The 12,087-nt window shown below is 33.8% G+C and carries 18 protein-coding genes; 14 read left to right on the top strand and 4 right to left on the bottom strand.

Translation table 11 applies throughout. From position 1 onward, the window contains the following. The first annotated feature begins 302 nt into the window (after positions 1-302). The 4 genes from V1L65_RS24145 (at position 303) to V1L65_RS24130 (ending at position 3,854) form a co-directional block, all read left to right on the top strand. Positions 303-857, top strand: a complete 555-nt coding sequence (locus tag V1L65_RS24145) for a hypothetical protein (protein WP_331701834.1) — start codon at positions 303-305, stop codon at positions 855-857. A 154-nt stretch (positions 858-1,011) separates the two neighbouring features. After that, positions 1,012-1,851: a hypothetical protein gene (locus V1L65_RS24140; protein WP_331701833.1), complete on the top strand. Its 840-nt coding sequence runs from the start codon at positions 1,012-1,014 to the stop codon at positions 1,849-1,851. A 355-nt stretch (positions 1,852-2,206) separates the two neighbouring features. Further along, positions 2,207-3,226, top strand: coding sequence for a HAMP domain-containing sensor histidine kinase (locus tag V1L65_RS24135; protein WP_331701832.1), 1,020 nt, complete (start codon positions 2,207-2,209; stop codon positions 3,224-3,226). Between the two features lie 28 nt (positions 3,227-3,254). Further along, complete coding sequence (locus tag V1L65_RS24130; RefSeq protein WP_331701831.1) at positions 3,255-3,854, top strand: response regulator transcription factor; 600 nt, start codon at positions 3,255-3,257, stop codon at positions 3,852-3,854. Between the two features lie 234 nt (positions 3,855-4,088). Here V1L65_RS24130 and V1L65_RS24125 read toward each other — a convergent pair whose 3' ends face one another. Continuing rightward, positions 4,089-4,277 carry a helix-turn-helix domain-containing protein gene (locus V1L65_RS24125; protein ID WP_331701830.1) on the bottom strand — a complete coding sequence of 63 codons (189 nt, stop codon included), beginning with the start codon at positions 4,275-4,277 and terminating at the stop codon, positions 4,089-4,091. 193 nt (positions 4,278-4,470) lie between these two features. Between V1L65_RS24125 and V1L65_RS24120 the strand changes: the two genes are divergently transcribed. The 4 genes from V1L65_RS24120 to V1L65_RS24105 all read left to right on the top strand — a co-directional run bounded on the left by V1L65_RS24120 (position 4,471) and on the right by V1L65_RS24105 (position 6,956). After that, positions 4,471-4,860, top strand: a complete 390-nt coding sequence (locus tag V1L65_RS24120) for a hypothetical protein (RefSeq protein ID WP_331701829.1) — start codon at positions 4,471-4,473, stop codon at positions 4,858-4,860. After that, positions 4,857-5,408 (top strand): hypothetical protein, encoded by a 552-nt coding sequence (locus V1L65_RS24115; protein WP_331701827.1) that lies wholly within the window; start codon positions 4,857-4,859, stop codon positions 5,406-5,408. Before V1L65_RS24120 ends, V1L65_RS24115 begins: the two co-directional genes overlap by 4 nt. 4 nt (positions 5,409-5,412) lie before the next feature. Continuing rightward, the gene (locus V1L65_RS24110) at positions 5,413-5,916 is read left to right on the top strand and encodes a hypothetical protein (RefSeq protein ID WP_331701826.1); all 504 of its coding nucleotides are present in this window, start codon (positions 5,413-5,415) and stop codon (positions 5,914-5,916) included. Positions 5,917-6,113: 197 nt separating this feature from the next. Then, positions 6,114-6,956, top strand: coding sequence for a hypothetical protein (locus tag V1L65_RS24105; protein ID WP_331701825.1), 843 nt, complete (start codon positions 6,114-6,116; stop codon positions 6,954-6,956). On the opposite strand, the gene V1L65_RS24100 is transcribed toward V1L65_RS24105, so the two are convergent. Both V1L65_RS24100 and V1L65_RS24095 read right to left on the bottom strand, forming a co-directional pair. Continuing rightward, a complete protein-coding gene (locus tag V1L65_RS24100) occupies positions 6,953-7,171 on the bottom strand; it encodes a hypothetical protein (RefSeq protein WP_331701823.1) in 219 nt (72 codons plus the stop codon). The two genes, V1L65_RS24105 and V1L65_RS24100, sit on opposite strands and share 4 nt — an antisense overlap. Positions 7,172-7,254: 83 nt before the next feature. Then, positions 7,255-8,322: a tyrosine-type recombinase/integrase gene (locus V1L65_RS24095; RefSeq protein WP_331701822.1), complete on the bottom strand. Its 1,068-nt coding sequence runs from the start codon at positions 8,320-8,322 to the stop codon at positions 7,255-7,257. A 200-nt stretch (positions 8,323-8,522) separates the two neighbouring features. On the opposite strand from V1L65_RS24095, the gene V1L65_RS24090 reads away from it, so the two are divergent. From V1L65_RS24090 to V1L65_RS24075, 4 genes are all read left to right on the top strand, one after another. Next, positions 8,523-8,819, top strand: coding sequence for a type II toxin-antitoxin system RelE family toxin (locus V1L65_RS24090; RefSeq protein ID WP_331701821.1), 297 nt, complete (start codon positions 8,523-8,525; stop codon positions 8,817-8,819). Between the two features lie 132 nt (positions 8,820-8,951). Continuing rightward, positions 8,952-9,467, top strand: coding sequence for a hypothetical protein (locus V1L65_RS24085; RefSeq protein WP_331701820.1), 516 nt, complete (start codon positions 8,952-8,954; stop codon positions 9,465-9,467). 53 nt (positions 9,468-9,520) lie between these two features. Next, positions 9,521-9,754, top strand: coding sequence for a hypothetical protein (locus tag V1L65_RS24080; RefSeq protein ID WP_331701819.1), 234 nt, complete (start codon positions 9,521-9,523; stop codon positions 9,752-9,754). Between the two features lie 17 nt (positions 9,755-9,771). After that, on the top strand, positions 9,772-10,737 hold the full coding sequence (locus V1L65_RS24075; RefSeq protein WP_331701818.1) for a hypothetical protein: 966 nt from the start codon (positions 9,772-9,774) through the stop codon (positions 10,735-10,737). 128 nt (positions 10,738-10,865) lie between these two features. Here the strand turns inward: V1L65_RS24075 and V1L65_RS24070 are convergent, their stop codons facing one another. Next, positions 10,866-11,438 carry a hypothetical protein gene (locus tag V1L65_RS24070; RefSeq protein ID WP_331701817.1) on the bottom strand — a complete coding sequence of 191 codons (573 nt, stop codon included), beginning with the start codon at positions 11,436-11,438 and terminating at the stop codon, positions 10,866-10,868. Positions 11,439-11,586: 148 nt separating this feature from the next. Between V1L65_RS24070 and V1L65_RS24065 the strand changes: the two genes are divergently transcribed. Both V1L65_RS24065 and V1L65_RS24060 read left to right on the top strand, forming a co-directional pair. Beyond that, on the top strand, positions 11,587-11,808 hold the full coding sequence (locus tag V1L65_RS24065; RefSeq protein WP_331701816.1) for a hypothetical protein: 222 nt from the start codon (positions 11,587-11,589) through the stop codon (positions 11,806-11,808). Positions 11,809-11,830: 22 nt separating this feature from the next. Continuing rightward, positions 11,831-12,061, top strand: a complete 231-nt coding sequence (locus tag V1L65_RS24060) for a hypothetical protein (RefSeq protein ID WP_331701815.1) — start codon at positions 11,831-11,833, stop codon at positions 12,059-12,061. The last annotated feature ends 26 nt before the right edge of the window (positions 12,062-12,087 follow it).

Genomic DNA, 12,087 nt, shown 5'->3' with positions numbered 1-12,087 from the left:
TCGATTAATATTAATTCAGTAAATTGAACCTTTATAGCTCTTATTTGCCTTTCAATGATTCTTCTTTTAATCAATATGAGAAATACAGCAAGCTGAAGCTCTCTCTAATTGTATTCGAATGCTAGTTAACTTAGATATTGAAGTATTATAAATTACCTGATAAACTAAATAAGTAGTCAATTTTTTTGCTTATTTGAGCCTTATTGTGAGTATTAAGCCCTATTGGGTGATTCATTCTTTATTGAATGATTCTACCTAATAGGGCTTTTTGTGTTTCTATTAAAATTAGGGAGATGAGTTCAATGAATGAAAAATTACCACAAGGTTTGTATGTGACTGTTTTACGCAATAGTACAGGAGATAGCACGAATGGTGGAATTACATCAATAAAAGATCGGATTCTTTTGGTAGGGGATGGCGTACCAGCTGTTGCCCAGGCAGAAGAAAATGAACCCTACTTAATACTTAAAGAGAGGGCTGGAAGACTGTATGCGGTTCCATCTAGTCAAGATTCAAATACTTGGTGGATGATGGGAGGTAACTTCGTATATACCAGTGACAGCAGATATCACAGACTCTGTAATTATCCGATTCCAGTTCATGACCGGCAAGAAAATAATAATACAATAAAGGAGCAGTTATTGCCTGATATAACCAGGAAGGAAGCAGCCAGATTATTATATTCACTACAAGCTATGAAAACTTCTCTTATACTTAGGTTAAACAATGGGGAAGATGTAGAAACTATAAAAAATGAAATGTCAGATATGTTCTTGGAAATGCAAAAAAGTATTGTTCAAGGCGTTGATAATTTTACATTGCGGTATCGAGAATTGTTTGATAAACTACGGAAGTAACCATTTTTATTTGCTCTTATGAGCCTTTTTGCGAGATTTAAACCCTATTGGGCGATTCATTCTAAATTGAATGATTCTACCTAATAGGGTTTTTTTGGTTTTTACAAGCTTAATAGCTTTAACATATATATTACTAATATTAGGGGTTGAAGTTATGAATGTATGGTTTTTACTTGCTTTTGTTATAGGACTTTCATTAGCAGTCTACGCTCATCATGAGTCATCTCGTGCAGCATATTTAAGAGCGAAAGCCAGGGAGATTAATTTACGTGTTAGCGAAAGCTCAGAAGTGTTAAGTAGTAACCCAGCCATATCTGAAAGTACATCTACGGAAAAGATTGAGAGGAATAACATTAATAATAATTCCGGCGAAGATCAAATGTTGACTTCGATGATAGATCCGAACTGGAGAAAAAAGTGGGGGAGTCTATCTACTGAGTTTAATGAAATGGAAGCTACAAATATTCTCGAACAATACGAAATGGATTTACTTCAAGACAATGAGGATTTCGCTAATGTAAAAATCAAAGCTACTGATGAGATTGAATTTACTGACAATCCTCAACAAAAGGATATATTAGAAGTTCAACTTGATCAAGATGCGATTCAATTTTTAAAACAGATTTCAGGCGGAACCAATGTAAAGGATGTCACTATTTTCAATGACGACGCACTCTTGGAACAATGTGAAATGTATCTTGGGAATGATGTAATTGATTCTGCAAATGAAAATTATAATGGAACTACCTCGCTAATAGGGGGCAATCATTCTCACGGAGTATATTTTATGCACGGTACTATAACCCTAAAATACGATGATGTCTTAGTAAGGATTGAAGATTCTACCGAATCTAAAATCATTAGTAATGAACGATTGAAAAATATGAACGTTAATGATAAGGTTCTTTGTCAACTGATATTTAACGAAAACGGATGGAATTGTGTAAGAGTTTGGCTCGCTGAAGAAGAGGAACAACTACCAGAGGCTGTATGACTTTAAAGGCGGCAGGCAGAATAGAATCTGCCGTCTTTTACTCATGATATACTTGGAATTGGTATACAGTTTAAATGAGGTGATTCACGTGTTATTCCCATTTCTAGTTTCAATATTGACTACTATTATTATTGTGTTTTATTACCCTAAACGATCCTCGAAATTGTGGTTAATAATTTTTATAATCAGTGGAATTATCATTAGTTCCAGGCTACTTCCATGGGAGCAGCATTTTGATCTAAGAAATTTGGGGTTAATTTGCCTATTATATTCATCAGTAGTCTTTTCTTTATTACATAGTGATCTCTTTTCTGCAAAAAAGAACCAATTTATTTCTGTTGTAGCCGGGATCACTTTGCTTCTGATACTAGGAGCAAGTTTTTTTTATGTATATACAAGTTCATTAATTACATATTTTATTTTAGCAATAGTAATTGTGATTCACTTAATAGGAATAAAGCGTGAGAGAAGAAGAGTAGTACTTAGCTTTCGAATAAAAACAATCCGTTATTTTACTCCTGTGATGATTGGTTTTCTAGTAATATCTAATTTGACAAGAATGGAGTCAGTTGGGGGAGAGTTAGTTTCAATTGTAATGATCATCATAACCGCAATAGCGCTATTTGACGGTTCTTTGGGGATTCGGCTTCATCCTGAAATCAATTCCTTGATCGGTACTAGAAAAACAATGACCACAGGAGTATCCATAATTAATCACACAATAAAAAATGAAATGGCAAAAATCCAGTTTTTAATATCGAAAATTGAGGAGGAATTAGAGCAAACAAAAAACCAATTACTTAAAAAATGGATAGTCTCAATACGTGAGTCATCTATCCATTTGACACAAATCAATAAAAGAATTAAACGATTGACTCATGATATTAGATTGAGTAGGGAATTAACGAAGCTTTCTACGGTAGTCAGATCAATTTATGACGAGTCTATAACCATAAATCAAGCAAAAGCCAATCCAGTAAAAATTTCATTGTTTGTAGAAACAGATTTCGTAATGCAACTTGATCGTTTACACCTAAAGGAGGCACTAAAGAATATTATCATTAATTCACAAGAATCTTTTAAAGATATAAAACGACAGCCTAAAATAAGAATAAGTTTAAAGGAGGTCAATGGTAGGGCAGTACTTTCTATTGCTGATAATGGGAAAGGAATTCCCCATAAGATGCTAAGTAATATAAGGGAGCCTTTTTTTACGTCAAAGAAAGGGGGAGCAAATTTTGGTCTTGGACTAAGTTATTGTCAAAATATATTTGATTTACATGGAATTAAGATGAAGATTAAAAGCATTGAAGGAAGAGGAACCGTGGTCAGTCTAATATTTAAAAAGAAATTAATACGGACCAAGTCAAAATAAAATTACTCTTAGAAAGAGGTCTGTGCCAATGCATGAATCTACTAAAATTAATGTTTTATTAGTAGAAGATGATCCGTTTTGGATTGAACAATTATCTGATTCCATTAAGCAGCAAGAGGATATGTATTTAGTTGATGTGGCCATAACAAAAGAAGAGGCAATCAAGACTGCTTTGAAGTACACGCCTGATGTAATGGTATTAGATATAAATCTAACGGAGAATAATCTTGATGGTATTGAAGTGGCTAAAGAAGCAAGTAATATTACAAGAACCATAATGCTGTCATCAGTGATGGAAGATGAGGTAATATGGGATGCTTTTGATTATGGTGCCGTGAATTTTTTAGCTAAATCAAGTAGTCATGAAATAATTAGTGCAATTAGGGATGCCTATTGTGATAAATCATCGATTCACGCTGATGTAGCAGCCGTGCTTAGGAAAGGATTTAAAAGGGAAAGAAGAGAAGTAAAGCTACAAGTTTTAACATCAGCAGAGCGATTGCTATATGAATTAGAAGAGGATGGAATGACAAAAGGTGAAATGGCCACAAGATTGCACAAATCACTTGAAACAATCAAATCGCAGTTTAAGAGTATCCGAAAAAAAATGAGGGAGAGGGGAGGTTAAGAAACTTAACCCTCCACTCATGACTAAAGTTGGGGTAAAATGGTTCTTAAAGACTAATTTTATATTTTTGTATATTGATTAGGAACCAAATATTATTATCTCTCTAAACATGTTTCTAATAAATGAATGATCGACTTAAGTTCATTTTTCTTAAGCTGTCTGCTTAACATAAGTAGCTTTAATATGTCTGGTAGTAACGTATTAATCTCTGTATCATCAAGTAAGTCAAGTAATCTAATTTTTTTTTAATGGTACACAGAGTAAAGCCAGTGTTTCAATACGAGGTGACTGTGCGTCTCTTTCAATGGAACTAATAGTTGATTGTCCTACCCCGGAAAGGGAAGATAGTTCTTCCATACTAAGATCAGCAGCGATTCTAAACTTTTTTAACTTTTTGCCTACTGATGTCATAACTGATGCCATATGGCAAATACCATCCCTTATATCTATAATCGATGCATATTTCTATTATATATCAGGTTAACACGTGGAAAGATGTAAGGTAACAAATTACTATGGTAATTATCAGTAAGATGGGTGATTTATCGTTTAGTGCAAATTACCTAAATAGAAAGAGAATAAAAGATTTATATTTATTATTATAGGAGGGACATATATGAGTCAAAAGGCTAAAGAATTAGTTAGGAGAGCAATGGTTACTGTAAATCAAGGTCTAGCAACAGAGTGTCCATTTTTAACAAGAAGTGGTACGATCGGTATTCTTTCCATACATTTTAGGCCACAAGGGGACCCGCGTGTAACTTGGGAAAGAGATTTTAAAATATCGTACATAGATAATCAAATTGTAACAAACAATTTGTTTTCACGAGATTTCGACTCTGATAATCGTGAAATGGCAATGGAAGTTATTGAATATACACTCTTTCAATACATTAATCCTAATCGGAAAGTATTTTCCGGCAAAGTAGAATTTATGTTCAATGATGGTATTATCACGAATATCTCTGCTTCTGGCAGCTTAATTTATGAGGACTGTAGTGAATGATGGCTACTTTAAATCAGGAGCTGCCAAAGCTAAATGACGGTGGGTCACAGTTCTTTCCATCTAATGACCAAGTAGAAGATTTTATGGTCTATTTCATTTCATATCTTCAAAAATGGGGAGTACTTATCTGTGTTATTCTTGTAATGGCAGCGATGTTAGGCTCCCTTTTAGCTGAAGCTAAGAAAAATCCTAAATTTGTTAGAACTTTTAAGTTCTTTTCGTACGGTTTTGCCTTTATAGGAGTAGTACTTGCTTTTTTGCCTTATTTCGTTTTATCTGAGTATAATAATACTAATATCCCTGATTTACCGAACGATGAATCATCTAGATCAACTCTTGAGAGTGTATTGTATTATTTAAAATCGTGGCAATTGTTGATGTGTGCTTATATTATTGCAATTGGTAGTATTTTTGCCTATACTGCCAGGATTCGAAATAACCTTCGTTTGAAGCGTAAATACCACTTTTTTGTATATGGGGCCGTTTTGTTGGCTATCGTTTTTTATTTTTTACCAGGCTTTGTACTGAATTATTTAGAAGGGGGATAGGATTATGGCAGCAAAGATATATAAGTTTCCAGAAAAGATACCAAAAACTCCAAGATCTATCAAGGACCTATTTTCCGCAGAGGAGTACCAGCATTATGTAACTTACATCGAGCAAGCCGAGATTTGGCGAAGAGAAAAAAAGAGCGAGACATTGTACGAAGGTTATCCCTTTAAAGCCCCATCAGAGGTACCCATTCGTGGTGATATGGTGTGGTATGTAAATGAAAGTGATAATTTTGGGGTATGGGTTATAAATCATTCGCCACAACCTATAGCACGACATAAGGAAATACTTTTTGGTTGGAGTCCGTTTGTACGATATACTGTAGCCCCTCCAATGGAACCGGTAAGGATTGACTCAACAGAACTTAGAAATAGAATAGTCTGGTATGTCAATAAGGATGGTTACGGGCAATATGCTGTAATAAAAAGTAGCGGTGAATTATGGATACCAATCGCTGAACCAGAAAACTGGCAAGATCATAATAAAATTTATGGATATTTGTAATAGTCAATAGCGTAGGACGCAAAGACAACAGGTCTTTGTGTCTTTTTGTTTTTCGACACATGTTCTTATGGGCATATATATAATCCTTCTTTAAAACTTTAATTTCTGGAAATCAATAGCTGAATCCTGGACTTATTGTTTTGATATAAGCTGCCGCCATCGCAACTGCTTTATTTTAAATTGGAGGAGGAAATATCATGAACACCGCTATTCTTGCAAATGGTGATGTAGTTAGGGCAGAAGAATATTCTAGTGAGCTGCACGGACATCGATTACTCTGTATGGATAAAAACTGTAACGTACCACTTATTTATGTGCCAAAGACAGAAACAAGAAGTGCACACTTTAAAACGACTGGAAAAATAGACTCAAAGCATTCAACCCAATGTGGATTTTACGAACCTTTATCTGTGTTACAGGCTATAAAAAAAGTATCGGAATATCAAGAAGACTTTCTTAGTAAGGGGATAAAAGAAACAATCATTCGTTTAAATATGAATAGATTAGATCCTGATTATTCGGCACGCACAATAGAAAAGAATCCAAAAGATGAAGAATCGGAACAAGAAGTAAAAACGAAAGAAACAAATCCGCAGCCCTCAAACATTTCCTCAGTGAAAACGATTACAAAATTGATGACATCATATGATCCCGATATGTTAGCTTCAATAATAATAAACGTTGGCGGAGGAAGAAAAGTACCTTTGTCATCAATAATAGTAAGTCAAGATATCGCGCATAATATGCTCTGGTCAGATCAAACTTTTAATATTGGATATTTTGTATTCGGCACTATTAGCAAAATTAAACGACTTGAGAAGGTCATATATATAGATTTTGAACCTGTGAATGAAAAAACATTTACTCTTGTAGTATTTGAAAAATACTTCAAACATTTTACCTACAAGGATGAGGATCTTATAAATTATGAGGTGATAGCTTATGGGATGTTAAAGAAAAATGAACATAATGAAATGAAAAAAACGGAGATGTTAATTAAGTCTAATAAGTACATTGAAAAGATAAAACGAAGGAATTAAAAAATAGACGACTTCAAAACCTTACCGTTTTTAAACAGTTCTGTAATGTATTCCTCGGGCCAATTGTCCGGTAATGCATTTAGCTTTTCAATACCAAGTATATCGCCAGATAATTTGCAAATTCGAAATAGATAAAACGCACCATTATCAGAGTAACGACGAATTGCCATGTGCACATTCCCGTGCTCATTCAGATCAATAATATTCTTTGTCATAATTTCCTCCCTGGGATTTTCTAGAAATCGGAAATGGGTACGTCAGTATACATTTTACATTACCCTATTAAAAAAAAGAAGGATCATATTAACTGATCCTTCGATTTATTAAAGTAGTTATTACCAAATGCTATTCCTGCATGAGTTTCAAGTTTTCGCTTCCGTAAAAGATATTTTTCTGTAGTTTGAATTGATGCATGACCCATAGCATCTTGAATCGATCTAATGTCAATTCCTTCATCGCTTAGAACGGCGACGCGATAATGTCGTAATGTATGCGGAGTAATTTTATCTTTACGAGATATTACAAAGGGGAAATTAGTATTGTAGATCAGTTTTGTAAATTCAGAACTTAGATAGGAAGAACTATAGTGTTTTCCATTGCTTTTGCAAAAAAAGGCACTTGTATCTAAAGGGTCAATTTGAATTGTTTGGGATCTTCTCTTCCGGAGTTCGATTAAAACATCGAGAACATCATGATATATTAGGGCATCTCGTGGTTTATCCCCTTTACCTATTACCTTTAAAAAGTAGAACTCTTTCCCTTTATGTTTAAAAGAAAATAAGTTGGCCCATTTTGCACTAGCTAACTCGTCAATTCTTAATCCAGTACTTGATAGTAATACTAAGAGTGTATAGGCAAACCAATCGTTGTTTTGAAAATAATCAAGCAGCTGCTGTACTTCATCATTGTATATATCTCGATTAACTAATTGATCTAGAGGTTGTGCTACTCGCTTCATTTTAAGGGTGACCTGGTTCTCTATTACACCTTGTTTATACAAATAAGAAAAGAACTGCTTTATCACGCTACTTGCTCTTCTTAAACTTGTCGGTGCTATGTTTCGTTCTTCAAGATAAAGTTGGTAAGCCAGTAAATCTGCAGTTTTAACTTCTCTTATTGAATATTTATAAAATTGAAAGAAATTTTGTAGATCACGTAAATACTCTTTTTTTGTGCTGAGTTTTCTTCTTTTTCCAATAGTAGGTTCGTCATGGAGGAATAAGTAAACCAGAAGTGTATCCGGAATCTTATTCCAATCGGTATTTGAAAATCCTTCTGATGCAATGTAGGAAAAAAGGGAGGTATCTAAAATATCATTCGTTACAGTTATATCCATAGTAGATATTGAATCTATAGAAAATGACAATTGAACATCCTCCTTTGAAGTGCAATATTATAAACTCATTATATCACACTATATTATTTAACTTCGATAAATATAGAAAAACTAACAATTAGTCTGCTTTAAATGAAGACTAATAATATAAAATAATTAGATATAATATTATGAGAATGCAGTTTGTGAAATGGCATGTTAATATTAGGAAAAGAAGAGGAGGCGGTTTTGTGGAATACAAAATAAAATTGGTATCAAAACGTGTACAGAAAGAAATTAAGAAAGTTGACAATAAAAACCAAGAGATGATTCAAGAGATTTTTACTTTGCTTAGTAAAGATCCTCGTCCAATGATATATCATTATGGTCACCTTAATCGTAATAGCGATGTAAAGAGAGTCAAGCATAAAAGATTAAGGGTATTTTACAAAATTGATGAAGATAAAAAAGTAATTATTATCGGGAAAATTGAAAATAGGGATTCGAACTTATATAACGCAGATCCAATGGATTGGTTTTCAGCTTAAGAAAGGGGGAGTTATGTTTGACTAGAAAGAATATATTTTGGACTATTCAAATTATTGGCTGGATAGCTGCAGTGTTTTTTGTATGCATCGGATTCCAAACAATGTAATTCTAATAGAAAGGAATGGTCATGTTTGTCGGTCGAATGGGTTTTAAGAAGTAAAGAAGAATTAAATAAAGAATTAATTCTAGAGAGACAAGAAATCAAGAATATCATATGTAATGTGTTAGAATCTGAATTTTCAACGATACTTAATGAGATCTTAGATGTGTCAATAAAGAAATCAATGGCCGGCGATAGTACTCCCTTTACATTAGTTATTGCTTTGAATGAATGGGATGTCACAGGATATCATGATGTATGTATTACAATGACAAAATTGATTAATGACTATTACTCTAAATCTCTATTCGATATTAATATAAACCAATTTCTTAGACGTAACAATTTCAAGAAAAATGCTCCAAAGAATCTAGAGAAATATCTGCAGAACATAAATTTTGGCGTAATTGCATCCAGGAATAAATTGATACAAGAGGTAATAATGGAATCAAAGATAATACATAGTTTTATAGAGACTGTGAAGGCGAAAGGTTTTTCAATTGAAGTTGCACATCACGATGCCCATTCAATATTAAAAATTTTTTAAACTCAAAATGCGTAGGAATACGTACTAGAAAAATCGAAATAAAGGGGATTGTATTGGAAATTAAACCTATGCAGGATATGATTGATGATATTGAAAAGGATATTGCTTTTTTGAAAGAACATGAGTTAGATAAAGAAATGCCAAAAATATATAATATAATGAAAGAGAATTTAGAGAAGTTTAAGGCATTACAAGTTAAAGAGATCGATAGAATAAAACATGCTTATAATGAGCTTGATTTTAATGAACATATTATTGCAAATGGTTATTTAAATGAGCGATTCTAAAGGATGGAGTATAAGTGATGGCTCAAGAACAGTTTACTACAATACAGGAATTATCTCAGAAATTAAACAGAAGCATAAGGACGTTACAGCATTGGGTAGCTATAGGTAGAGCTTTTCCAAGTAATACTGATACTCACAGAAGAGATGGCGGTTATGTATTTAGCCAAATGGAAGTTGAACGTTTAGAAAAGTTATTCATGGGTTTGTCATCTAGTGAAGCCGCTAAAATAATTGGTATCACACCTCAGTATTTAAACGATCTGGCTTTGAACAGGCAAATAAATAGTGAGTTACGACTTGTAGGGAACCGTGAACAAAGATTTTACACAAAAGAGGATTGCCTAAAGCTAAAAAGTTCATTAACTTCGATAAATAATAAGAAATCTAATAAATTTGGGACAAGAATTTCGGCTTATAATAGAGGAGCTAGACTGTTTACACATTTTGAAAATGAGAGCATCAACGGTTTGATTGTTGATACTAATCCCATCCGTATTTTATGCGATGAGGGCTACATCCAGGTAAGTGCAGAGTTAGATATGCAGCCGTGGCCTAATAAAGCATACCAAGTAAAAAAAGGATTTATTGATTTTAAATTTCCTATTCCACGCCATTCTAATCATCCAGTGTATAGAATCTTGCATGACATAATAGAAGGATTAGGACCGGTTAACGTTCAAATTTTTGAAACGGAAAATGGAGATTACTTTGTACGCTGCAGAAGTGGTGTTACCAATATGCAAAACGAAGCTTTTGAAATACTAGAAAGAAACTTAATCTCTGGAAGGATTGAGTTGGTAAAAGACACTATTCAGTTCCTTCCAAATATTCATTCTCGATATGTGACTTTCAATGACAGTGACTTTCGCATGATAAAAGATATTTCTAACTTACATAAAATTAGTTTTGATGAAGCATTATCCAAAATACTAAATGAAAATAAAGAAGAATTATCGAATAGCCAATTCAAAACTGTCAATTAAAGACCCCGTTAACCGGCAGGACTACTACAAAAAAATTGGATTGAACGATATTGGTGTAGACAGATTATGCGCATCAGAATGTATAACTAAAAACATAGGAGTTTTCGCTCCTATGTCAATTAAGTAACTTAAATTTGATCAAGATATTTTGGTGCGGCTTGCCGCTCTCTTACATGTTCCATTTGTTTTTCACGAATGCGAATGCTACGTGCAAGTTCCCATTCAAGTAGTTTAAGGACAGCAGCTTCGACTAGCTTGTCGATACTTCCGAATCGTTTTCCTGTGAACGGGCAGATATATTGGGGTTTAGTTTCAACTGATACTACATTAGAATTATTAAACAGTGACCTATCAATCGTTGTTCTTACATTATCGATCATTTCAGTGGTATATGGATGATCCTTCGGCAGATTGAATTTAACAGTCATGTCGACGCGTGAATCAACGCTACTTTTGGTGAATTGGTACGTCTCTGCGCTAAATGTTTCTGTGGATGTGATTTTGTTTTCTGACTCTGATTCAATAGGGGATGTTGACAGTAACTCTTTGAGAAAGGCGGCAACGGTTAACTTGGAATCTTCGATGCGAGCCCATTCTTCTTTTGTTAGTGTCAAAGAGACCTTCTTAGTAATTCCAACACTTGGGCGCCCCCTCTTTAATGGTTCACGAGCACCTACATTCCTTTTGTCGATTGGATTCACGCTCTCATCTCCTCAGTATTTTAAGTAACTTTAATTATAATAATATTTATATGTATTTAAGTTGTCAATGAAATTTAAGTAACTTTAATTGTTGCTGAACAGTACGACGAAACTATGGACCAAAAGGAATAGGGGAAGGTGTTTTGTCATGAGCGATATTAAGAAAGCTCTAGAGTTGAAAATAAAAGAACTGGCTAAAGGTATTAAAGACGTAAAGTGTCCCTGTTGCAGCGAGACGACAAGCACCGGCTCGGAAATAAATGACCTCGAAGATGATACTCGTGGAATCGTCATTTGCGAAGTAAACGGTTGTGAATTTTACATTATTGAATACACTGACGAAACAACATTGCTTGAGCCAAGATACTAATTGAATAGGGAGTGTTTATTTAATGACCGATCAGTCCACCAGGGATCATGTATCAAGCTGTTATCTTGATGAATTTAGTATGTGGGTAGAAGAAGGTTTAAATGAACATCAAATTCGTAGTAAAGCCGATGAATATGCAATTACGAGAATTGAGTGGGCCTTGTCACAAGATGAAAACTGGAGAGAAACAAAAAGGCACATTAAAGAGATTGTTCGAATGAATAAGATAGTTAAGGAAAATTGGATTAAGTAACGCTGATGCATACATTATTTAGAAGC

The organism is Paenibacillus sp. IITD108 (genome assembly GCF_036541265.1).
Taxonomy (GTDB): Bacteria; Bacillota; Bacilli; order Paenibacillales; family Paenibacillaceae; genus Pristimantibacillus.
Note: the sequence above shows the minus strand (reverse complement) of the source record. Positions and strands in the feature narration are given on the sequence as shown.

Excerpts from the sequence above, each read along its gene's own strand:
- V1L65_RS24145 (WP_331701834.1), top strand. The coding sequence starts at position 303 with ATGAATGAAAAATTACCACAAGGTTTGTATGTGACTGTTTTACGCAAT.
- V1L65_RS24140 (WP_331701833.1), top strand. The coding sequence starts at position 1,012 with ATGAATGTATGGTTTTTACTTGCTTTTGTTATAGGACTTTCATTAGCA.
- V1L65_RS24130 (WP_331701831.1), top strand. The coding sequence starts at position 3,255 with ATGCATGAATCTACTAAAATTAATGTTTTATTAGTAGAAGATGATCCG.
- V1L65_RS24125 (WP_331701830.1), bottom strand. The coding sequence starts at position 4,277 with ATGGCATCAGTTATGACATCAGTAGGCAAAAAGTTAAAAAAGTTTAGA.
- V1L65_RS24120 (WP_331701829.1), top strand. The coding sequence starts at position 4,471 with ATGAGTCAAAAGGCTAAAGAATTAGTTAGGAGAGCAATGGTTACTGTA.
- V1L65_RS24115 (WP_331701827.1), top strand. The coding sequence starts at position 4,857 with ATGATGGCTACTTTAAATCAGGAGCTGCCAAAGCTAAATGACGGTGGG.
- V1L65_RS24110 (WP_331701826.1), top strand. The coding sequence starts at position 5,413 with ATGGCAGCAAAGATATATAAGTTTCCAGAAAAGATACCAAAAACTCCA.
- V1L65_RS24105 (WP_331701825.1), top strand. The coding sequence starts at position 6,114 with ATGAACACCGCTATTCTTGCAAATGGTGATGTAGTTAGGGCAGAAGAA.
- V1L65_RS24100 (WP_331701823.1), bottom strand. The coding sequence starts at position 7,171 with ATGACAAAGAATATTATTGATCTGAATGAGCACGGGAATGTGCACATG.
- V1L65_RS24075 (WP_331701818.1), top strand. The coding sequence starts at position 9,772 with ATGGCTCAAGAACAGTTTACTACAATACAGGAATTATCTCAGAAATTA.
- V1L65_RS24065 (WP_331701816.1), top strand. The coding sequence starts at position 11,587 with ATGAGCGATATTAAGAAAGCTCTAGAGTTGAAAATAAAAGAACTGGCT.
- V1L65_RS24060 (WP_331701815.1), top strand. The coding sequence starts at position 11,831 with ATGACCGATCAGTCCACCAGGGATCATGTATCAAGCTGTTATCTTGAT.